Origin of the sequence: Enterococcus thailandicus, assembly GCF_001886265.1 — a bacterium.
Lineage (GTDB): Bacteria > Bacillota > Bacilli > Lactobacillales > Enterococcaceae > Enterococcus_B > Enterococcus_B thailandicus.
This window is the reverse complement of the sequence record NZ_JXLE01000009.1, coordinates 47,349-69,811: the sequence shown is the minus strand read 5'-3', so window position 1 is coordinate 69,811 and position 22,463 is coordinate 47,349. Positions and strand designations below refer to the sequence as shown.

Genomic DNA, 22,463 nt, shown 5'->3' with positions numbered 1-22,463 from the left:
ATTTATACTCGACAAAAAGAGCGCTAGCTTAAAATAGCTAACGCCCAATATATTTCAACTAAAAGTTCTTGCTTTATCAATTTTTTAACTAGCTGCATTCTCTTCCCAAATAAATTTCTGCACAAGTTGATCTACTTCTTGATTTTCATGAAGCATACTATGGGAAGCGTTATCTCCTTCGATGACTTTTTCCTTCACTTGGTTTCCGTGCTGGGTTAGCAAAGCAAATACAGCTAACGCACTATTGAGTGGCACCGTTCCATCACTTAAATCGGTTTGACTTAACTGCCCCGCAATTAATAACACCTTTGTCTGTGTAGGAACATTGTCAATCATTTGCTGATAGTCTTGATAGCGACTGGAAGTGACTGCCGGACCATTTGCTCGTTCATCTGTTAAAGTTTGCGCACTATCATCTGTAAAGTCATTAAATGGCGCACCAATCGCTACAAATTTTTCGACTTGAGGTAACGAAGTCTCTTGGCCATAAGTTACCAAGTAGCGCAATGCACTTACGCCACCCATCGAATGCCCAACAACATTCACTTTTTCCACACCATACGTTGTTTGTAAATAGGTTAAACAGTTTTTGATCCACTCCGTCTGATTCCACTCATTGTTGACATTATCAGTAAACAAAACTTGAATCATTGGATTTTCTGCCTGCTGACTTAACTTGCCTGTTGCTTGAACCGTTCCATCTGGACTGACCGTCAACTGAAGCGATTGCTTTGCTAGTTGCGTTTCTTCTAACCGTTGCAACATGCCCTTAAAAGAATTGACTGTTCCACTGTAGCCGTGAAAAAAAAGTGTTGGTGTCGTTGACTTCTTTGGCGCATCGCTCGTTTGCGTCGTTTTTTCAGTTTGTGTAGACGCATTGGAACTAGATTTATCATTTGTTCTTTGACAACCAGCCATGATGACCAGCCCTAATAAAAGTAAACTGATGATCAAAGCAGGATTGATTTTCTTTGAGTTAAATTTTTTCAATGACCTGATTCCTCCTTTTCACACACGATCCGTCTTATCTACTAAAAAAACCTGAAGCGCCAATCACTAGGATTAGCATTTCAGGTTTCTGTTTAATTAGTCAATTTTATCTACTTGATCGAAGTCAAGCTCAGTACTTGTTTCACGACCAAACATATCGATATTTACTTTTAGTTTTTCTTTTTCTTCATCGACTTCAGTTACGTGTCCTTCAAGTCCAGCAAATGCACCTTCAATAATTTTCACTGTTTCGCCAACGCCAACTTCTAAATCATTTTGGCGTACGCTCATACCGATTGAACGTAAAATGTGATTTGCTTCTTCAGGTAACAATGGAGCAGGTTTACTACCAGCACCGTGAGATCCTACAAAACCAGTTACTCCTGGAGTATTACGAACAACATACCAAGAACCGTCGGACATAATCATTTCAACTAGGACATAACCAGGAAATGTTTTATGAACCGTTTCTTTTTCTTTGCCATTTTTCACTTCAGTCTCTGTTTCTTCTGGGACAACGACACGGAAAATATAATCAGCCATTTTCATGCTTTGCGCACGAGATTCAATGTTTGCCTTTACCTTATTTTCATAACCAGAATACGTGTGCAGCACGTACCAATTTTTTTCAAAAGATTCCATTTACGGCTCCTCATTTCGTTGTAAAATAAAAAAACCTCAGTCACCCGAAGTTTTTCTTCCATCCAATTATAGCACAAATCACGCTCGTTTACTAGCGTCTTATTTAAGAACTAATGCAAACAAGCTTTGGATTGCTGTGTCCATAATGAAAAACATCAAAGCAAAAATAATTGATGTTTCAATGACAACTAAAGTGTCACGACGTAATTGTCTTTTTGTTGGCCAAGTAACTTGTTTCATTTCAGCCAATACACTTTTAATAAATTTCACCGTTGTGTCCTCGTTTCGTTCTTATTTTGTTTCTTTATGTAATGTGTACTGATTACAATATTTACAAAATTTATTGATTTCCAAACGCGCGCCACTTTTTCCTTCACTAACCGATTTGGTGTAGTTTCGAGAGCCACAAACGGAACAAGCTAATGCTGCTTTTTTCTTTGCCATCCGTGTCTACCTCCTAACTGAAAATCAAATTTATACATTCTAACAGTAGCATGGAAATAAGTTCTTGTCAATTTGTGATGAGTACTAGCTATTGTTTTATAAATACTTATGATATGATTAGTAAGAAATGAAGTAAAAATGAGATATGGGGGTATTATTATGCTACTTAAAACGCTTGTATATAAGAAAAAAGATCTAACAACTGTAACAGAAACAAATACATTAGAAGAAGCACTTGAAATCTTAGAAACATCTGGTTATCGTTGTGTGCCAATCTTAGATGAATCCGGAAAAATCTTCCGCGGAAATATCTACAAAATGCACATCTACCGTCATAAAGCAAACGGCGGAGACATGACTTTGCCAGTCACTCACCTGTTAAAAAATGCGACAAAGTTTATTTACGTGAATACTTCATTCTTTAAAGTGTTCTTCACAATTAAAGAGTTACCTTATATTGCTGTTCTCGATGATGAAAATCATTTCTATGGCATCTTGACGCATAGCACATTGCTAAACATGTTGTCACAATCTTGGAGCGTTGAGCAAGGAAGCTACGTTCTAACTATTGCTTCTACGGGTAAGCAAGGTGACTTAGCAGCCATTTCTAAAATTATTTCTAAATACAGCAGCATTGCCAGCTGTATCACATTGGATATTGGCAAAGACGAATTTATTCGTCGCACATTGATTACCTTACCAGCTGACACAGACCAAAAACTTTGCGATACAATTGTTGAACATTTGGAACGTAAAAACTACAAAGTTGTCGAAATCGAAAATTTAAGAGATATGTAAGTAACAAAAAAAGTTACGCTAAATTGGCGTAACTTTTTTTCGTATAAGATTCTATTTTCATCTCTTTTAGGCAAACTCTCAAAAATACAAAAAGAACTAGCCCTCACTCTAACAAGAGAGTTGGCTAGTTCTTTTTAACTTCATTGACTCACTTACCACCCATTTTGGCGGTGCTGTTTAAGCTGTTACTCGCGCAACTGCTTTGTTTATTGATTATTCATTAACCAGCTGACACAAGCGAACGCCAAATAATTTTTTAGTCGGCTATTGCTCGTGTTAGAAAAATCTATACTCTTTTATCGAATCCAATTGCTCGATTCAAGTAATACATAATTGGTGCCGAGATTGCCATTGTCACGAACTCACTCAACGCCAATGTTCCATATGTGATCCAAAAAGGTTTCCCGCCTGTTGGCACTAGCATATACGCAATCAAGATCATACTCACTGTGAAAAATAGCGTATTTAATGCTAAGCGAACTTTGACATTTTTTACTTTATTATACAATAGAGCTGTAATACCTAATGCAAGCAATGTTTGTCCACCACCGAACAGGACATCTAAAATACCAAAGCCAAAAAATGCATTATATACAACTACACCACCCAAGACACCCCATAATAATTTTCGGTTGAAGACGACTAAATGGTTCAAGCTTTCCGAAATCCGAATTTGAACGGGACCTGATGAAAGTGGTGTAATAAAAGTTAACGCCAAATATAAAGCCATCACAATTCCGTTAATCATTACTACTCTTAAACGCTGATTACTCTTTGTTTTCATTTCCTTTTCCTCTTTTCTCCTAGTTTTGTTAACGCGGGATGGTCGACGAACCGCAAAGGGTATTATAGCAGATGTCTTTTACTTTTCAACCATACTTTTGCTTTTTTAGTAGCCAGCACCAGTGCAAACGCTTGCAAAAACGTACGTTTTATGGTATAAAGTAAGTGTAAGAGGACATAGGAATTCCCCGTCACGCAAACGAAGTAGGTTTTGCACGCAGAGAATTGTTATGAACTTAAATAAACAACAGAAAGGTGTGGGAATTTGAGCTACCTCTTACTATTACCAGGGTCTAGCAAGCAGCGGAAGAACTAAGTGGACATTTCGAACCTTAGAATTCTTCTCCTTACGCAGTTAAGGATTAAGCACTTGCTAGACTTTTTTTGTTTTTTTCGTGTAAGTTCTTTTTTATTTCGGATTTCCTCTGCTATAATAACTAGGAATCTGCAAAAAAAGATCTTTTTTTGCGTTAGCCACAGGAGGCACACATGAATTTTCATTATCATCTTTTAATCAACCGAGCTGCTGGAAGTGGCAATGGACAGAAAGTCGCCGATAAAATGTTACCTATCTTCGATCAGTATCGAGCTACCTATTCTGTCTACTATTCAGAATATCCCGGACATGATGCAGAGCTAGCGGAACAACTTGCCAAAGCTACACTGGTGCCATGGACTACTGAAAATCAAGAAACATTGACTACCTTTCCACTCCTAGTTATCGTCGGTGGTGACGGTACGCTACACCAAGTTTTAAATACCTTTTACCAATTAGATTTGGAATTCCCCGTTGCTTATGTTCCAGCTGGTTCTGGAAATGATTTTGCTCGAGGAATTGGCTTATCTCGCAATACAGAACAAGCGGTCACTAATTTATTGAACACAACCGAGCCACAGGAAATCAATCTGCTGACTTATCAAGAACAAGTGACCGATACTAAAGGGGTTTTAGTCAACAATTTGGGAATTGGTCTTGATGCAGCAATCGTTCATGCAACAAACCATTCTGCTACCAAAGAGCGCTTAAATAAATATAATTTAGGCTCACTTTCCTATATTTTATCCATTTTACGTGTCTTTTTTACACAAAAAGGATTCCCAATTTTGGTAGATGTTGGCGGGAAAACAATAAATTTTGAAAAAGCTTTTCTTTGTACTACAACCAACCATCCTTATTTTGGGGGCGGCGTTGCTATTGCACCAACTGCTGAGGCATTTAAGCCAACGATTGATTTCGTTGTGGTTGAAAGAATTAATTTATTCAAAATTATTTGGATCGTGATTTTATTACTACAAAAGAAACAATTGAAATCAAAAAATTTCCATCACTTTACTACAAGCAAACTACGCATCGTTTCCACGACTCCCCAGTTTGGTCAAGCAGACGGTGAAGACATTGCACCTCAATCATTTGATTTACAGTTTGGAACAAAAAACCAGTCATTCTGGTGCCAGACGAAAAAATAAGGTCATGTTTCTAAAACAATTAATACATGCTAAAAAGCAATTAGCGGGTAAAATCAACGATGGTTGATTTTACCCGCTAATTTTAGTATTTTTTCATTGCAAACGAATCTTTTCCATCCCAATCATTGGATCGATTGTTTGATTTTCAATTGCTTCACTTGTTAAAATATACGTTTTAGGTTGTTCGTTTGATGCCACTTCTTTTTCCGTTTCGATCGTTTGTGTTTCAAACAAAGGAACTTCTTCGACAATAAATTCATTTCTTACTTCTTTTTTGTTGGAAACAGTACGCTCTTCTTTTTTGGCTGTCTTTACTACTTTTTCTGATACTTCACTTGTATAGGAGCCATCTTCAAAAGGATCATTTCCAGCTAACGAATCTTCATAAGCAGTCAACTTCGTCCGTGTCACAAGCGTCATGCTATCATTTTCTTCAATTCTTCGCTTCAAGGTTGTCATTCGACTAGCAGTTTCATTTTTCACACAAGTCAGGTAAGCTTGTTCTTCTCCAAGCAAAATCAACAGGTCTTTACTTCGGGTAACTGCCGTATACAATAAATTACGTTGCAACATTCGTTGATACTGATGCACCATTGGCAAGATAACCATCTTAAATTCACTACCTTGTGATTTATGGATCGAGCAACAGTAAGACAAAGTAATTTTATTCCACTCGTTTCGCTTATACGTTACCTCATTTGCATCAAATTGAATGACTAATTCATCCACTTTATCGTCAGAATCCTTTGCTAAAATAATTCCCGTAATCACACCCATATCACCGTTGAAAACATTCAATTCTGGCGTATTGACTAATTGTAATACTTTGTCGCCAATTCGATAAACTGTTTCATTCCATCGAACTTCTTTTTTATTTGGTCCACCTGGATTAAAAATTTCTTGCATCATTTTATTCAGTGCATCAATTCCTGCTGCCCCTCGATACATCGGAGCTAATAATTGAATATCTTGCGCAGTAAATCCTTTATTTTTAGCTTTTTCTACGATCTGCGAAATCAAAGGTTCGATTTGGTACGCATCACTTCTAAAAAAAGAGCGATCTTTTTGATTTTTCGTAAAATCACTAGGCAAGCGCCCTTCCTTGATTTCATGTGCTAACGGAATAATACTGGATCCGTCGCCTTGGCGATAAATCTCATTGAGCTCCATTTTTGGAATCTGTTCGATGTTTAGCAAATCATGTAAAACTTGCCCAGGACCAACAGATGGCAGCTGGTCTTTATCTCCAACTAAAATCACCTGCATATTTGTTGGAATTGCTTTAAACAAAGTATTTGCTAACCACGTATCAACCATCGACATTTCATCCACAATTAATAAACCGCCTTCTAATTCCTTGGTACTGACAGAAGGTGTTTTTTCACGCCCATTCAAGCCAAGTAGACGATGAATCGTACTTGCCGGTAAACCCGTTGTTTCATTCATCCGTTTAGCTGCCCGACCTGTTGGTGCTGCCAATAAAATAGGAAATAGTTCTTGCGTATATTTATTGGGATCTAGTTCAATTCCATTTAGTTCAGCAAACAAATTGACGATTCCGTTGATGACTGTTGTTTTCCCCGTTCCCGGCCCACCAGTTAAAATAAATAAAGGCGAGCGAATCGCTTCAGCAATCGCTTTTTCTTGTGAATCACCATATTGAATTCCAAAGATTTTTTCGACGCGTCGAATGTTCTTAGTGACTTCTTTTTCAGGATAATGAATTTCTTTTTTACGACTTAACAATCGTTGAATTGAATTGCCGATCCCCCACTCTGAAAAATACAAGCTGTTTTCATATAGGTTAGTTTCCTCTTGCTGGATTTTTCCTTCTTCGACTAGCTGAATAATGACTGTGGCAACTTGATCGGGTTCAATCTCAACTGGACGACTGGTTTCTAAAATCCGGATCGTTTGCTCCAATAGTGTGTCAGCGGGAACATAAGTATCACCTGTTTGGACACTGTGTTGAAAAATTTGATGTAAAATAGCCGCACGGATTCGTCTTGGCGAGTCAGAAGCAATCCCAATTTGTTCTGCCAAATTGTCCGCTCGTTTAAACCCGATTCCTTCGATATCTTCGACTAATTGATACGGGTTTTCTTGAATAATATCTAACGCTTCATTTTTGTATGCTTGATAGATGCTGAAAGCCAATTGACTACCGAAGCCATAGCGATTCAATCCCATAATGACTTGATCCATTCCGTGATTCAAGCGAATCGTTTCAGCAATCATGTCACGCTTTGGTTTCGTTAAACCAGAGATTTGTCGTAAAAGAGAAGGATCTTCAATGATTTTTTCAATGGCATCTTCCCCCAGCATCTCAACAATTTTTTCAGCTGTTTTTTTACCAATCCCTGGAAATTTTTCACTTGAGAGATACGAAACAATCCCATTAGCCGTTGTTGGTTTTTCTTGCTCATAACGTTCAACTTTTAACTGACGGCCGTATTTAGGATGGTCAACTAGTTCACCATAGAAACGATACGTCTCATTTTCTTGGATTTCCCCGAAACTCCCCGTAACGACAATTTCTTTTTCTCGATAATCTGCACTCGTTTCATTCACATGGACTAAGAGAACTTTATAAAAATTACTTGGATTTTGAAAAAAAATCGCGGCAACTGTCCCAACGAAATATGGCATTTCTTCTGGCTGCATCGAAGCCGCCTCCTTCATCTATAGTAACGGTTCTGGTTTATTCTCCAAGCCTAAAAAATCGACTTCATTCCAAACTTTTAGTTGGTAAGGTAATAAGTTATTTGGCTCTTCTGTCTCTAGTATAGTCAAACTGCTATTAAATAAGCCACCCATTTCACGTAATTGGCTCAGTTCTTTTCCTGTCATCCATTGAATTGCAGCCGTCAGTGACGCACCATGTCCCACGAATAAAATGGGACCATCATGTTGCGCCACTGCATCTGCTACAACCGTTTCAATTCGCGTAATCGCAGCCGTAATTGGCTCACCATTAAATGGTGTTGGATCATATTTATCTAAATGATTACGCAAATTAGGTAGATTTTCCGGGAATCTTTCATACATTTCTTCGATTTTTTGACCTTCCAGCAAACCTAGTCCTAGCTCACGAAGTTTATCCGTAAAAATAATTTCAACTGGGTGTGCCAGCATTTGATTGATTCCTTCAGCTGTATCACGTGCTCTCTTCGCCGTGCTTGCGTAAATGACTTCAAAAGGAACGTTTTTCACTTTTTCCCCTAGCGCTTTGATTTCTTTATAACTTTGTGGGAGTAAAGGTGAATCTCCATTACTTCCTTGGAAGCGACGTTCTTGGTTCCACTCTGTTTTACCATGTCGGGTAAAATATAAATCCATTTTTCCTCACACCTCACTCATTTATCTAGCATTCTTTTTACTATTTTTTATCAAAGATTAGTCTAGTTTATCATGTTCATAGTGGTGTGTTAATTCTAACGCAGGAAATCCTTGTTGGCGCAATGCTTCATATACGATCATCGCTGCCGTGTTTGATAAATTTAGTGAGCGTACATGTTCATCATTCATTGGGATGCGTAAACATTTTTCTTCATTATTACGCATAAATTCTTCAGGCAATCCTGTCGTTTCTTTGCCGAATAAAAAGAAATGTTCTTCACCATCTGCAAAGTTTTCATCACTATAGATTTTATTGGCAAATTTTGAGATTAAATGTAATTTTCGATCCCCCAAAAAATCTAAAAATGCTTCAAGATTTGGATAATACTTGATATTAACGTCATTCCAGTAGTCCAACCCCGCACGTTTTAAATGTTTATCATCTGTCGAAAAGCCTAAAGGTTCGATCAAATGTAAAGGTGTGTTCGTTGCAGCACATGTTCGTGCGATATTTCCAGTGTTCGCTGGAATCAAAGGTTCAAATAAAACGATATGATTCATCTGTTGCTCATCCTCTCATGGTAATGTTCATTTTTTATAATAAATACGATTGAATTTTGGCATAAAAAAAAACGTATCAACTCGGTGTTAGTCACTGCGAGTCGTTACGTTAGTGAAGCTCTTCTCACTATCTTTTATCAGAACAGGAACCTGATAAAAACCAATGAAAAAACAACTTGTTGCTACTATATCACCATTAAATTATTTTTGCAACCACTTGTTAATAAAAACTCAATGTAAACGGTTTTTCTTAGTGCCTTTTAATAATTCAACATCGATTGTAATTTTTTCCAGCGGATGCTTGTACAAATTCTCTTTTATTTCTGGCGCAACTTGCCATTCCAAAGGTGACATCGCCAAGAGATCTTGTCGATTTTTTTTGGGGATTTCAAATTCATACGTGACACGCTGACGTTCAATCAAGTCTAATGATTCAGTAAACTTTGTGACAACTCGCTCATTTGAATAATTTTGTTTTTCTGGTTGATCCGGATAAAAAGCTTGTCGTAATTCTTTCAAATAGTTCTCTTGAGGTACAATTTTTAAAACCGTGCCATCATCTGTTAACACACGTTGAAATTCTTGATAGTGTGACGGCGAAAAAATATTTAAAATCGTTGAAAACTGTTGTGATGCAAACGGCAGGTTCGTCAAATCTGCCACACACCAGAATGCAGGGATTTCTTGTTCCGTTGCAGCATACACGCCTTCTTTAGAAATATCAAACCCAACTGCTGTATTTATTTTTTGCAATTCATTGATTTCATTTAAAAAACTACCTTCTCCGCAACCAACATCTAAAACACTCGCTCCTTCTGGTAGTTTTTTTGCAAGCAATTCGATTACCGGTTGGTACATTCCTGAACGAATCATTCGGCGTCTAGGAGCAAACATTTCTTGGTCATAGTCCGTTTTCACTGCATGTGATAAAAAATAAAGTGTTCCTTTTTTGGATAAATCAAAACGATGGCTGTTTTGACAAACTAAACCTTGTTCTGTTGCAACAATTGATTCCTGACAAACAGGACAACAAAACAATTGCTGATGTTTCAGTAAAAACTGGCGTCCACGGTCAATTTTTTTTAGCATATATTTCCCTCATTTCATTTTTATCTTACCTGTTGGCGAAAACTTTAGCAACCGGAAAAAATGTGTTACAATGCCCAAGAAGAAGAGCAAAGGAGTGCTGTTTATGATTAAAGAATTTTGTGCCGAAAATTACACCTCGATCCCTTTAGCGATTTCCCGCGGCGCGAACCGGATTGAGTTATGCGACAATCTTGCTGTGGGAGGAACCACACCAAGTACTGGCGTAATTGAAGAAGCTTTAAGTTACGCTGGTGAAAAAGAAGTCCCCGTGATGACGATTATTCGTCCGCGTGGAGGCGACTTTGTTTACAATGATATTGAATTAAAGATTATGCACACTGATTTGATTGAAGCAAAGAAATTAGGAACAGATGGTGTTGTTATTGGCTGCCTGACTCCTTCCGGTTGGCTGGATGAAGAGGCTTTAGAGTTGTTGATTGAAACAGCAAAAGGTCTACAGATTACTTTCCACATGGCATTTGACAGTATCCCCGAAGAGCGTCAATTTGCAGCGATTGATTGGCTAGTTGAACACGGTGTTGAACGAATTTTAACCCATGGTGGCACAGCTGGTACACCAATTGAAGATAACTTTGCACATTTGAAAAAATTAATTGCTTATGCAAATAATCGTTTGATTATTTTACCCGGTGGTGGTGTATCTGATAAAAATGCAGAACAAGTTGCAAAAGAATTAGGTGTCACTGAAGTACATGGAACAAAAATTATTCCACTGGATTAACCACAAAAAGGGAGTGTGGCCTGATTAGGTCACACTCCCTTTTGATTATATAAATAATTGCTCGCTAATTTGTTGAAGCTGAACGCTTTGAGCCACAGCCTCATCCACGGTGTTCTCAAAACAGCTTCTTCGGCATAAGCCAATCTCTCATAAAAATATGAGAAGCTATTTTTAGAAAGAATGTCTTATTGCTTGAAGCTGAGCATTTTGAGCCACAACCTTACATAAAATACCCCATAAACAAAGAAGCAATATTAAAATAAATCAACACACTTGTCAAATCACTTAAAGTGGTAATAAAAGGCCCACTCGCAACTGCCGGATCAAATCCCAAACGATCCATCAACATTGGAATCAAACTTCCCGCTAGGTTAGCAACTGTAATCGCAAATAACATTGCCATACCAATAACAAAACCTAAAATAAAATTATTCTTCCAAAAACCAACAATCAAGAAAATAGTCAGACCTGTCACAGCTCCAGTAACTAAACCTGTGAAAACTTCCGCTAGAATCAATCGTGTAAAACTATTTTCTTTTTCATCCGAGATAGCCAATCGTCGCACGGCAACCGCCAATGATTGCGTACCCGCATTCCCAGCTGTCCCCGTAATTAGTGAAATAAACACCGCTAAAATACTCGCTTCACTCACAAGGTCTTCGTAATGACTAATCAATGATGCTGTTGACATTCCTAAAAACAATAGCGTAATCAGCCACGGTAGTCGCCTGGATGCAGCCTTGATTGGATTTTCATTGACTTCTTCTACATTGACCCCAGCCAAACCAGAGTAGTCACTTGCTGCTTCATCATCAATAACGTCAATAATATCATCAACCGTTACGATTCCTAACAAATGATCATCATAGTCAGTAACTGGTAATGCTAGAAAGTCATAGTCCCGAAATGTTTGCGCCACGTCTTCTTGGTCATCACCCACATGCACTGAGATAATTCGTTCACTCATTAAGTCAGCGATCATTGTATCGTCATCGTTGACAATCAAATCGCGCAAAGAAATAACACCAACTAGTTTTCCTTCTTGATTGACCACATAAATGTAGTAAATCGTTTCAGCCACATCTGCCTCATTTTTCAACACATACATCGCTGAACGGACGGTTTGATTTGCAACGATTGAAACAAATTCCGTTGTCATGATAGCGCCGGCTGTTTCATCTTCATAGTGTAACAATTCTTTGATTTCACTGGCATCTTCAGTGGACATCAAACTTAAGTATTTAGCTATTTGTTTTTTATCTAACGTATTTAACAAATCGACCGCATTATCGGTATACATTTCTGCCAACATATCCGCGGCATAGCTTGGTCGCATCTCTGCCAAATATTCCTTCATATGTTCATTATCTTCTTCAATCACGTCGAACATATCAGCTAATTCTTTTGGCGAAAGATACGTATAGATCAATTGACGATCATCTTCAGGGAGTGACTGGTAGAACTGCCCCTGCTCATAAATATGCATCTCCAAGAAATCATTTCTAAATTCTTGAATATTATTTGTCTTCAAATCCTGAGCCAACTGGGCAAATCTTTCCTCTAATTCTTGATTTTCGTCCAAACCAATCTCACCTCACCTTAATCTTTAAAACGTTTGATCACTGCTGCCATGTCTTCTGCTAGTGGCTGCTTAAATTCTAATAATTCTTGAGTAAAAGGATGATAAAAACGTAAATCATAACAATGGAGCGCCTGTCTTTGGATACCCAAATCCATGCGTCCCTCATACATATCATCACCTAACAAAGGACAACCTATTGCAGCAAAATGAACCCTAATTTGATGCGTACGCCCTGTATGAAGTTGAATATCAACTAACGCTGCATCTGAAAAAGCTTGATCAAGCCAATACTCTGTTTCCGCAGCTCGACCTTCTGGGGAAATCGTTCGTTTCAGTAACGAAGTATAGTCCCTCGCAATCGGCAATTCAATGCGTCCATGCGTTTGTAATTCATTCATTTTTCCGCTAACTAATGCTTGATATTTCTTCGTAAATTTCTTTTCTCGAAGTTGCGTATCCAACTTGGCATGAGCAAAACCATGTTTGGCAAATAGCATCAATCCAGATGTATCTCGATCCAATCTGGTTACTACGTGGATCACTTGGTTTTCATACGCTTGTTTTTTGTAATACGCTTTGACCCGATTCGCCATCGTACCATTAGGATGGTATTGTGCCGGAATCGAAGAAACACCCGCTGGTTTATTGACTACCAAAACATGTTCATCTTCGAAAACAATGTCGATTGGTGTCTCATCTAAAAGAACCGTTTCATGCTCTCCTTCAGCGGGAATCACAATGGTTACCTTATCATTGTCTGTCAGAGAAAACAAGACATTTTCGACTTGGTCATTGACTTTGATTTCGCCGCCTTGGAATTTTATTTTTGCTAATAAACCTTTAGATATCCCTTGTTCTTTCAAGAAATATTTTACTTGTTGCGGATGCTCCTTTTGATAAACCCATGTAAACTGCATACTATCCCTCACCAATAAAGGCATCCTTCACGCGATGCCAAAAATGCATATGTCGATAAGAAGCAAAATGGATGCGTTCTTTCGCAATTCGGTAATAAATTGAATGAATGTGTCCCTTTGCCACGTCCAATTGATCAACTGTCACCAAATAATCTTCTGTATTTTCTAACTTGATTTCAACCCACTCATCTTGCCCAATTACAATGGGGGAACCTAACGTCCGAAAAACACGATTATTCAAAGAGGCAATTTCTGTTAATTGAAAGGCATTAATACTAGGATGGATAACTGCTCCACCAATACTTTTATTGTACGCAGTAGAACCAGTCGGCGTTGAAACCGCCAATCCATCACCACGAAAACTTTCAAACAATTCATCTTTGATATACACATCAGCAACCATCGTCCGGTTCGCACGTTTGATTGTTGATTCATTCAATGCAAAAAAATGTTTATCTGGTTGATCATTTGTGTAACTAATTCGCACATCGAGTAACGGATAACTAACACTTTGTTCGCGCGTCGTCAATAAACTATCGACTAACTCTTCTAGTTCGTAATCGCGCCAGTCTGTATAAAAACCAAGATGCCCAGTATGCACACCTAAAAAGCGAACTTCATTCAACCGATGATTAAACCGATGAAAAGCCGAAAGTAACGTTCCATCCCCTCCAACCGAAATCACCAATTCTGGATTTTTTTCATTGATTTTGATACCAGCTTGCGTTAAAAGAGCAACCAACCGTTCGGTAACTTCTAATGTTTTTGCTTCATTATTATGAACAATGGCTACTTTCATTCGTTGCCTCCTTGCTTCTCATCTTCTTTATCCAGCAATGTTCGATAATAAACATCATCTGATTTTCCTCGACCATGAGAAAATAGGCGCTGTGCCTCTTGAATTTCTTCACGAATATTAGACATTTCTTCGTCTAATTGATAGGCAGCTTCTGCGGCACGTTGCAATCGTTCACTCATTTCTTCTGGAAAGACGCCTTGGTATTTATAATTTAGCGAATGTTCAATTGTTGCCCAAAAATTCATCGCTAATGTTCGAATTTGGATTTCAGCTAATATTTTCTTTTCGCCGCTAATCAACTGAACAGGATATTCGATTACTAAATGATAGGAACGATACCCACTCGCTTTTTTATTCGTAATGTAGTCTCTTTCTTGAATTACCTTCATGTCTTTACGGTTACGAATCACTTCCACAACTTGGTGGATATCTTCGACAAACTGGCACATAATACGTAACCCAGCAATATCGGACATTTCTTCTTCTAACCGTCCCATTGGAATATGTCGTAACTGAGATTTTGTTACAATGCTATCGACTGGTTTCACACGACCAGTTACAAATTCAATTGGCACATGTTGATTTTGTTCACGGAATTGTTTACGAATCCCACGTAACTTAACTTTCAATTCTGATACAGTTTGTTCATATGGTGCTAAAAATGTTTCCCAATCTCGTTCCATAACTCATACCTCTACTTTGCACTGACATTCATTGCCTATTTTACCATACAACCAAGAGTTTCCGTAATCGTTCACCCTTTCATTGACCAGAAAAGAAAATTTAGGCAAAATAAAGAAAAAGGGGCGAATAACATGGCAGAAAATTTAGAGATTGAATTCAAAACAATGCTTTCTCAATCAGAATATCAACAATTGATTACCCATTATCAATTGACAGCAACCGATTTTAAAACGCAAACAAACAGTTACTTTGACACACCTGATTTTCAATTAAAAGCAAAAAATTGTGGACTACGCATCCGAAGATATGAGGACTTGGCAGAATACACATTAAAAACGCCAACAACATCTGGACTTTTAGAAACAACTGATACACTAACCAAAGCTTGTGCTGACGACATCCTCCAATCAAATGTGCTACCAATCACAGGTCACGTCTTTGAAAAGTTAATTGATCTTGGCATTCACTCCTCTCAACTCATCAAAACTGGAGAGTTAACGACTAAACGTGCAGAGTTTCACATAAAGGAAGGCCTCTTAGCTATCGATCAAAGTTGGGCACAGAATTTACATGACTATGAATTAGAGCTCGAAGTACAGGACACGACTACTACAAGCGCTGATTTTTTGCAGTTTCTAAGTTCTTTCAACCTTCCTTATCGTCCGGCGAAAAATAAAATCCATCGAATGATTGAGGCAAAAAATTAGATTTCTTTCATTTTCACAAGGCGCATGAGTTCATTTTTTGCGCCTTTTCTGTTAAGTTATAGTCTGTGGATGAAAGTATTCACTAATTATATAGAATCTATTTTTGGGGGAGATTCATATGATCGAAATTTATCTTTTCGTGAACCCTTTGGGGAAATACTGTTTTAATATGGAACGGCAGCTGTTACAGTTCATCGAAGAAGAATATGGGACGACAAATCTAAAAAACAAAAAAGTTCAATTTCGTTTTTTACCTTTAGTTAACTTGCAGACAATCGGGGATGTCATGCAAACACGAGGCATTGATCGTCAAGATTTAGAAGAACGTAACAATTTATTTTCAACAATCTACTCTGCATCACTTGATTGTAAAGCTGCACAGTTTCAAGGAAAGAAAAAAGGACGTCAATTTTTGATTAAATTGCAAGAAGCTGTAGGCTGTAAAGATATTCCTTATTCACAAGCTTTATCTGAGGAACTTTTTGCGTCTATTGGTGGAGATTTAGCAATGTTCAAAGAAGACCGTCAATCTGAATTTGTAAAAGAAGCTTTTTTCTCTGATCAGAAAATCGCTCGAGAGATGGGGATTACCAAACATCCTTCCGCGGTTGTTTATAACTACGCATATGATTGTGATTTCGGCGTTTTAGTCGAAGGGACAAATACTGTTCACCGTATTCAAGAACTTTGTAAAGTAACTGATGAATCCTATCAAATTTTTACTGGTCAACAATTACATACAACTGGTTCAAAATTTACAACTGGCGCAAGCCACTTATCTTTACTTTCAAATTAACTTTTATTCAAAACAAATAAGATCTATTTAACATCCAAGACAGATTGAATATTCTGTTTTGGATGTTTTTTATTTCACTAAAAATAAAGAGCCTCGACAAAAGTCGAGACTCTTTATTCAGCTTTATAAACTCTTTCCTATTTCTGCACACGAAAAATTCGTTTTCTCATTTGAAACATTTCTTTACCCTCTTGATTTTTATAACTCATCAATCAATGCTTCTAATTCATCCAAACGTTTTTCAAACATCGCCATTGCATCTTCAATATAAGCTGCTTGCGTCATATCAACACCTGCTTTTTTCATTACTTCCACTGGATAATCGCTGTTTCCTGCTTTCAAATAAGCTAGGTAGTTACCTAACGCATCTGGTTCTTTCGCCCAGATTTTCTTCGCTAATGCAGACGCTGCAGAAAATCCTGTCGCATATTGGAAAACATAGTAATTATAATAGAAATGTGGAATCCGTGACCATTCATATTTGATTTCTGGATCTTCTTCTACTGCTGGTCCGTAATATTTTGCATTTAATTTTCCATAACTTTCACTTAAATATTCACTTGTTAATGGCACACCTTTTGCGTCTTCAACATACATAAAATGTTCAAATTCAGCAAATTGTGTTTGACGGAAAATTGTTCCTTTGAAACCATCCAAATAATGATTTAACACGTATGCACGCACACGAGGATCTGTTTCTGTTTCCAACAAATACTCAGTCAAAATATTTTCATTTGTTGTCGAAGCAATCTCTGCCAAGAAAATTGAATAATCTCCATAAACATAAGGTTGGTTTGAACGAGTAAAGAAACTATGCACGCTATGACCCATTTCATGAACTAAGGTAAATAATTGATCTAATGTATCATGCCAATTCAACAAAATGTATGGTTTCGTATCATAGCTTCCTGAAGAATACGCTCCGCTGCGTTTCCCTTTGTTTTCAACCACATCGATCCAACGATCAGCAAATGCTTCTTCAACAACTGCCATGTACTCTTCACCCATTGGCTGTAAAGCTTCTAAGGCTTTTGCTCTTGCATCCTCATAAGAAAACTTGATCGGCGCTTCCCCTAATACCGGAGTATACAAATCATACATGTGTAGTTCTTCAACATTTAATAAACGTTTACGCAATTCCATATAACGATGTAATAATGGCAAATGCTTATTCACTACTTCAACCAATGTATCATATACACTTTCAGGCACATGGTTGTTGCTTAAAGAAGCTTCACGAGCAGAATGATAATGACGTGCTTTCGCTTTAAAATTGTACCCTTTGATGTGTGCACTCAAAGTCGAAGCAAAAGTATTTCTAAATTGTTCATATACTTCATATAGTCCTTTAAATGCCGCTTCACGTACAGAACGGTCTGTACTTTCTAACAACTGACCATAGACCCCATGAGAAAGTTGGATTTTTTCGCCATTTTCTCCTGTGATAGTTGGAAAAACTAAATCAGCATTGTTCAATACGGAAAATGTACTACTTGATGCACCAAAAATTTCTCCAGCACCAGCTAAAAGTGCTTCTTGATCAGCCGATAAGACGTGCGCACGATTATCTACCATTTGCTGAACAAAATGGCGATAGATTTCTAATTTTGGCTCTTCTTCAAAGTAACTCCAAATCGTTTCATCTGATAATTGGAGAACTTCTGGTTCCAACCAAGAAACTGATTCACCCACTTTTGCCATTAAGCTACCCGCACGTGAATGCAAAGCTTGATATGTCGTGTTTGCAGTATCTTGATCATTCTTCAAATGAGCGTAAACGTACAACACTTCAATTTTACGATAAACATCTAAAACAAACTCAAGCGCATTCAAAAATGCGGTTGCGCCGTTAGCTAGCGTTCCCTTATACTTTTCTGCCTGTGTCAGTTCCTCAGATAGTTCTTGATATTTTTCGTCAAATTCTTGATCATTTGCAAAAATTTTCGTCAAATCCCAAGTTAAATTTTCAGATAGTTCTTCGCGATTCGGTAATTGGGTTGTTTCACTCATGAAATCGACTCCTTTTTCTTAATCTTTCTTCATCTTATCACAAATTTTCTCAGACAAAAGCTTCTTGCTTAAATTCGTCTAAATATTCTAACAAAAGTTTTTTAACTTTTTAGTTATCCACTTTCTTTTTCCATAGGTCACAACACTCTTCAAAAAATCGCCAATACATTTGTTCTTTCGAAATCAACGGAAACAACCACTCTGGGGCCACGTCTTCAAGCTTTTCACGCCAGCAAAGATAATGAAGCAGTCGTTTTTCCTGTAACGTTTCCTCAAATAGCACTCGATACACAAGCACGTTTGTCCCAAAGAAAAAGAAAAATGCACTTTGCTGATAGATCCATGAGGAAAGATAGAGAAGATGCTTTCCTCTCATATAACAAAACTCTTGAACTTGCAAAAGAGCATCTTGTTTCCGGCGCAATTGCCAATCAAGTTCCTGATAAATTTCTTTTTTAGCTCGACTAGCAACGATTTGTGTGTCACTAACCAACTGATTGGTCAGAATCTTAGTTAAAGAACAAGTATAAAATGACCACTCCATTACCCGATAACTGATTTCCTGAGCGACAGACAACGTCAACTCATGATAAAGATACAACTTTCCTGTGTGTCTATCCACCGCCCAAAAATGAACATGACGTTGCTCGTCATAGCGGCAAGCACCTTTCACTAATTGTGATAATTTGGGGCCTGCTAACAACTTTTTGTTAATCAAACTACTGCTAAGAATCCACCAAACGGTGAACTGCTTACGCTGATAATTCGTTGTCCGTTCAATAAATCGTGAATAAGCTAATGGTGAACATTGGATCTCAAATGCAAAATTTCCGCTAAGTAAATCTGGTCTTTGGGCTAATTCAGACAAATAAGGTTCTATTTCTACTTGTTCAGCGAATTTTTTTAACCATTGATAGAAGACTTCTTTCAGGAATACATGCTCCTCTGATTCTGCTTCGCTAAAAACTTGACATACACTACTTTTCTTATGTGCAAAATGTGCACGAACTTGCTTTCCTTGTTTTAAAATCACCGGCAACCGACAGCCTGGACAAAAATAAATTTCTTGTTTCACAGCTTGACTAGCAATGAATCTTTTTCCATATTGATTGATTGCACACAACATTGTACTCTCCCTTTTTTGTTTCTCAAAAAAAGTTACGCGATTTTCAATGATTTTTTTTTTGCAAAAAAAAGCCATTGTTGATATGCAATCAACAATGGCTTTTCCAATGACAATATTTAGTTGAAATAAAATCTAGTGCGTTCAATCGCATTTCGTTCCATTAAACATTTTCCATGCTCACTCAACGCGTCTGCAGTTCGATCACTCTTCTTAGAAAATTCAAGAATTCTCGCAATTTGATTTTCTACATCTGCTTGGTTAAGATTTTCGAGCCAAAAATGTACCGATAAATAATACTTTTCGTCAAACAAATATAAATCTGTCCAAGCAGACTCTAATCGCACATCTTGAGCCAACTGAATCATTTGTTCAAAATCATCAAACACAAAAATCGCACGACTCTCATCTGCTTTTACAGGCTCATCTTCCGCATCTTTGGGTTCATCATAATCATCCATCATTTGTTGGCGCAAGAACTCACTAACATCATCTGAGTCAATCGGACCATCGTGTGCTTGAATCATTTCTTCATCAGGCAAATTCTTACTAATAAATAATTCTAGCCCATCACCCTTTGGCAAAACTTGGAAAGTCACAGCTTCGCTTCCACGAAATTCTTCTTCGATATCGACTTCTTCTAAAATACTATAGAAGAAATTCTCTATCTCCTTGTGATTACCCAACAAATCTAAAAAAGAAACACCTCGTTCTTCTAAATCTTCATGACCAATCAATACGCGGATGGTATTTTCATTGATATGTTCCATTTCCATTTCGCAACACCTCACTTTGCCGCAACGGTTAATATAGCTTCATTGTAGCGAAAACCAGTTAAATGTAAAGAAAAACCTTACTTTACCAATAGAAAGTTAAAAAATTTTTCTTTATTGAAACAGCTACTGAAACAATCACCCTACGCTATTTTTTATAATTGTGTAATGATTTCTTATCTAATCACAAATAAATAACCATAATCCTTGAACTAAAAATATCAGCCAAATTTTTTATTATAACAAAAAACTTGGAAGACCATCTACAGACAGTCTTCCAAGTTTGATAATCTTTTATAATCCAGCCATTAACTGGGCCTGACGTAACTCTAATTGGCGAACATCGCGTGGTAAGAAACGGCGAATTTCATCTTCATTGAAGCCAACTTGCAAACGTTTGTCGTCAATCATAATTGGACGACGAAGCAATCCAGGGTTTTTTTGAACTAAGTCTAGTAGCTCTGGCAATGGTAGCTCATCTAAATCCATATTCAACTTTTGAAATACCTTTGATCGCGTTGAAATAATTTCTTCTGTACCATCTTCTGTCATTTGCAAAATAGCTTTTAATTCAGCGCTATTCAACGGTTCAGAGAAAATATTACGCTCAACAAATGGGATTTGATGCTCTTGCAGCCACGCACGAGCCTTTCTACAGGATGTACAACTTGGGGAAGTATATAGTGTTAACAACGTGCACCACTCCTTTTCGTGAAAATCATCACATTTTTGTAACAGAAGACTCATTTCATCTTCTATCTGTTTCTATTATACCTAATCGTAAATTAAATAGCTACCTTTTTTTTTATATTTTTTTTCAAAAATGAATGTTATCTAAGGTTTTTTTACAGTTAAAGCAAGGCTTTTCATTTTGACACACATTTGAAAATGAGAAAACTCCAATCATTTTGCAATTTTTTTGCAAAATTAAACAGCCTGAAAAACTGTACTATTTTAAAATCACTAAAGCAAAAAGAAATCGGATACATTAGATTAAATATGTTTTTTATTCCTACGAAATCAATTAAGCCTATTCAGCAGTCGATAAAAAAAGTTTAACATAACGCCTATTTCATCTGTACTAAATAACAACACTGTTAACATAAAAAACAAGTAATTAAAATTATTCTAAATTAAAAACAAAGATAGTGTTATTTAAAGTTTCCTGCAAAATTTTGCTACTGTATCAAAATTTGATTTCTAAACAATTTCTTTAGATTTAAAAGAAAAATTATCTCTCAAAAAAATCTCAAAAAAGCTTAATTGATTGTTCTAGTCATCTTTTTCTTTTTTTATATCATTTTTGGTGAAAAAAACTGAAATTTAAAAACGTTGCTACAACAACAACTAGAAAATACAGTAATAAAAACCTTTATTATCAACGTTTATCGAGATTTTTTTCTGATACAATGATGAAGGATTTGTGAAAAAACAAATGAAAATCGAAAGGCGTGTAAGATTTGATTAAAGCTGTTGTATTTGATGTTGACGATACAATGTATGACCAACAACAACCATTTAAAAATGCGGTGAATAAAGTGGTTCCGCTGGTTTCAGATGAAGATATGCATCCATTATATATTCGTTTCCGTCATCATAGTGATGAAAACTTCCCAAAAGTGATGGCTGGGGAATGGACATTAGAATATATGCGGGCACATCGGATTAGCCAGTCGCTAAAAGATTTAGACTATCCACATATTACTGAAGAAGATGGTTTGTTTTTCCAAAAAGTATATGAAGACGAACTAAACAATATTTGTCTACATGATGAGGTTCGCAAAACACTCGACTTTCTAAAAGAAAAACACGTACCTATGGGTATTATCACGAACGGTCCAACAGATCACCAATCAAAAAAATTAAGCCAACTACAATTAGCAAATTGGATTCCAACTAAAAATATGATTGTTTCTCAAGCAACTGGTTTTCAAAAACCTGAAAAAGAAATTTTCCAATTAGCAGCCGCAACATTTTCAATGGAACCAGCAGAAACACTCTACGTTGGTGACAACTATGACAATGACGTTCTTGGCGCGCATCGTGCAGATTGGCATTCTCTTTGGTTTAATCATCGTGGAAGGACGATTGATACAACACCTGTTTCAGACATCGAAATTAGTTCATTCGATCAATTACTTGAGACAATGGAATCTGTCTTTGCTTAATCAAGTTAAAAATACTCAGGACAAGTAGTTTGTCCTGAGTATTTTTGTT

At 37.0% G+C, this 22,463-nt stretch carries 23 protein-coding genes; 6 read left to right on the top strand and 17 right to left on the bottom strand.

The features are described from left to right. Positions 1-84: 84 nt before the first annotated feature. From RV17_RS07860 to rpmG, 4 genes are all read right to left on the bottom strand, one after another. Positions 85-918, bottom strand: coding sequence for an alpha/beta fold hydrolase (locus RV17_RS07860; RefSeq protein WP_083571973.1), 834 nt, complete (start codon positions 916-918; stop codon positions 85-87). Positions 919-1,086: 168 nt separating this feature from the next. Further along, positions 1,087-1,632, bottom strand: coding sequence for a transcription termination/antitermination protein NusG (gene nusG / locus RV17_RS07855; RefSeq protein ID WP_067482980.1), 546 nt, complete (start codon positions 1,630-1,632; stop codon positions 1,087-1,089). 99 nt (positions 1,633-1,731) lie between these two features. Continuing rightward, positions 1,732-1,902, bottom strand: a complete 171-nt coding sequence (gene secE, locus RV17_RS07850; RefSeq protein WP_067482982.1) for a preprotein translocase subunit SecE — start codon at positions 1,900-1,902, stop codon at positions 1,732-1,734. 21 nt (positions 1,903-1,923) lie between these two features. Continuing rightward, the gene (gene rpmG, locus RV17_RS07845) at positions 1,924-2,076 is read right to left on the bottom strand and encodes a 50S ribosomal protein L33 (RefSeq protein WP_067482984.1); all 153 of its coding nucleotides are present in this window, start codon (positions 2,074-2,076) and stop codon (positions 1,924-1,926) included. Between the two features lie 159 nt (positions 2,077-2,235). Here rpmG and cbpA point away from each other — a divergent pair, with 159 nt between their 5' ends. Further along, a complete protein-coding gene (gene cbpA, locus RV17_RS07840) occupies positions 2,236-2,874 on the top strand; it encodes a cyclic di-AMP binding protein CbpA (protein WP_067482986.1) in 639 nt (212 codons plus the stop codon). 286 nt (positions 2,875-3,160) lie between these two features. On the opposite strand, the gene RV17_RS07835 is transcribed toward cbpA, so the two are convergent. Continuing rightward, the gene (locus tag RV17_RS07835; RefSeq protein WP_067482987.1) at positions 3,161-3,658 is read right to left on the bottom strand and encodes a QueT transporter family protein; all 498 of its coding nucleotides are present in this window, start codon (positions 3,656-3,658) and stop codon (positions 3,161-3,163) included. A gap of 488 nt (positions 3,659-4,146) precedes the next feature. Between RV17_RS07835 and RV17_RS07830 the strand changes: the two genes are divergently transcribed. Then, positions 4,147-5,124, top strand: a complete 978-nt coding sequence (locus tag RV17_RS07830) for a diacylglycerol/lipid kinase family protein (RefSeq protein WP_071868933.1) — start codon at positions 4,147-4,149, stop codon at positions 5,122-5,124. A gap of 93 nt (positions 5,125-5,217) precedes the next feature. On the opposite strand, the gene recD2 is transcribed toward RV17_RS07830, so the two are convergent. From recD2 to RV17_RS07810, 4 genes are all read right to left on the bottom strand, one after another. Further along, on the bottom strand, positions 5,218-7,788 hold the full coding sequence (gene recD2 / locus RV17_RS07825) for an SF1B family DNA helicase RecD2 (protein WP_071868932.1): 2,571 nt from the start codon (positions 7,786-7,788) through the stop codon (positions 5,218-5,220). Positions 7,789-7,806: 18 nt separating this feature from the next. Further along, positions 7,807-8,463 carry a histidine phosphatase family protein gene (locus RV17_RS07820; RefSeq protein WP_071868931.1) on the bottom strand — a complete coding sequence of 219 codons (657 nt, stop codon included), beginning with the start codon at positions 8,461-8,463 and terminating at the stop codon, positions 7,807-7,809. A 57-nt stretch (positions 8,464-8,520) separates the two neighbouring features. Beyond that, the gene (locus tag RV17_RS07815) at positions 8,521-9,024 is read right to left on the bottom strand and encodes a tRNA (cytidine(34)-2'-O)-methyltransferase (RefSeq protein ID WP_067482996.1); all 504 of its coding nucleotides are present in this window, start codon (positions 9,022-9,024) and stop codon (positions 8,521-8,523) included. Positions 9,025-9,255: 231 nt separating this feature from the next. Further along, on the bottom strand, positions 9,256-10,113 hold the full coding sequence (locus RV17_RS07810; RefSeq protein ID WP_071868930.1) for a methyltransferase domain-containing protein: 858 nt from the start codon (positions 10,111-10,113) through the stop codon (positions 9,256-9,258). Between the two features lie 103 nt (positions 10,114-10,216). Here RV17_RS07810 and RV17_RS07805 point away from each other — a divergent pair, with 103 nt between their 5' ends. Further along, positions 10,217-10,855: a copper homeostasis protein CutC gene (locus tag RV17_RS07805; RefSeq protein ID WP_071868929.1), complete on the top strand. Its 639-nt coding sequence runs from the start codon at positions 10,217-10,219 to the stop codon at positions 10,853-10,855. Positions 10,856-11,075: 220 nt separating this feature from the next. Here the strand turns inward: RV17_RS07805 and mgtE are convergent, their stop codons facing one another. Genes mgtE through yjbM form a run of 4 tightly spaced genes read right to left on the bottom strand, consistent with a single transcriptional unit; the run spans position 11,076 to position 14,836 of the window. Next, on the bottom strand, positions 11,076-12,437 hold the full coding sequence (mgtE, locus tag RV17_RS07800; protein WP_071868928.1) for a magnesium transporter: 1,362 nt from the start codon (positions 12,435-12,437) through the stop codon (positions 11,076-11,078). Positions 12,438-12,454: 17 nt separating this feature from the next. Next, a complete protein-coding gene (locus tag RV17_RS07795) occupies positions 12,455-13,354 on the bottom strand; it encodes an RluA family pseudouridine synthase (RefSeq protein ID WP_067483005.1) in 900 nt (299 codons plus the stop codon). A 1-nt stretch (position 13,355) separates the two neighbouring features. Further along, complete coding sequence (locus RV17_RS07790) at positions 13,356-14,153, bottom strand: NAD kinase (RefSeq protein WP_071868927.1); 798 nt, start codon at positions 14,151-14,153, stop codon at positions 13,356-13,358. Beyond that, the gene (gene yjbM / locus RV17_RS07785; RefSeq protein ID WP_067483009.1) at positions 14,150-14,836 is read right to left on the bottom strand and encodes a GTP diphosphokinase; all 687 of its coding nucleotides are present in this window, start codon (positions 14,834-14,836) and stop codon (positions 14,150-14,152) included. The genes RV17_RS07790 and yjbM overlap by 4 nt, the downstream gene beginning before the upstream one ends. Positions 14,837-14,968: 132 nt before the next feature. Between yjbM and RV17_RS07780 the strand changes: the two genes are divergently transcribed. Both RV17_RS07780 and RV17_RS07775 read left to right on the top strand, forming a co-directional pair. Continuing rightward, a complete protein-coding gene (locus tag RV17_RS07780; protein WP_071868926.1) occupies positions 14,969-15,544 on the top strand; it encodes a CYTH domain-containing protein in 576 nt (191 codons plus the stop codon). Between the two features lie 118 nt (positions 15,545-15,662). Continuing rightward, entirely contained in the window at positions 15,663-16,340 is a 678-nt protein-coding gene (locus tag RV17_RS07775) for a ClpXP adapter SpxH family protein (protein WP_071868925.1), read from the top strand. Between the two features lie 198 nt (positions 16,341-16,538). Here the strand turns inward: RV17_RS07775 and pepF are convergent, their stop codons facing one another. From pepF to spxA, 4 genes are all read right to left on the bottom strand, one after another. After that, on the bottom strand, positions 16,539-18,350 hold the full coding sequence (gene pepF, locus RV17_RS07770; RefSeq protein ID WP_071868924.1) for an oligoendopeptidase F: 1,812 nt from the start codon (positions 18,348-18,350) through the stop codon (positions 16,539-16,541). Between the two features lie 109 nt (positions 18,351-18,459). After that, positions 18,460-19,476, bottom strand: coding sequence for a competence protein CoiA (locus tag RV17_RS07765; RefSeq protein WP_071868923.1), 1,017 nt, complete (start codon positions 19,474-19,476; stop codon positions 18,460-18,462). 116 nt (positions 19,477-19,592) lie between these two features. Then, entirely contained in the window at positions 19,593-20,249 is a 657-nt protein-coding gene (locus RV17_RS07760) for an adaptor protein MecA (RefSeq protein WP_071868922.1), read from the bottom strand. 291 nt (positions 20,250-20,540) lie between these two features. Further along, positions 20,541-20,939 (bottom strand): transcriptional regulator SpxA, encoded by a 399-nt coding sequence (gene spxA / locus RV17_RS07755; protein WP_067483021.1) that lies wholly within the window; start codon positions 20,937-20,939, stop codon positions 20,541-20,543. Between the two features lie 767 nt (positions 20,940-21,706). Between spxA and RV17_RS07750 the strand changes: the two genes are divergently transcribed. Continuing rightward, entirely contained in the window at positions 21,707-22,414 is a 708-nt protein-coding gene (locus tag RV17_RS07750; protein ID WP_067483023.1) for an HAD family hydrolase, read from the top strand. Positions 22,415-22,463: the final 49 nt, after the last annotated feature.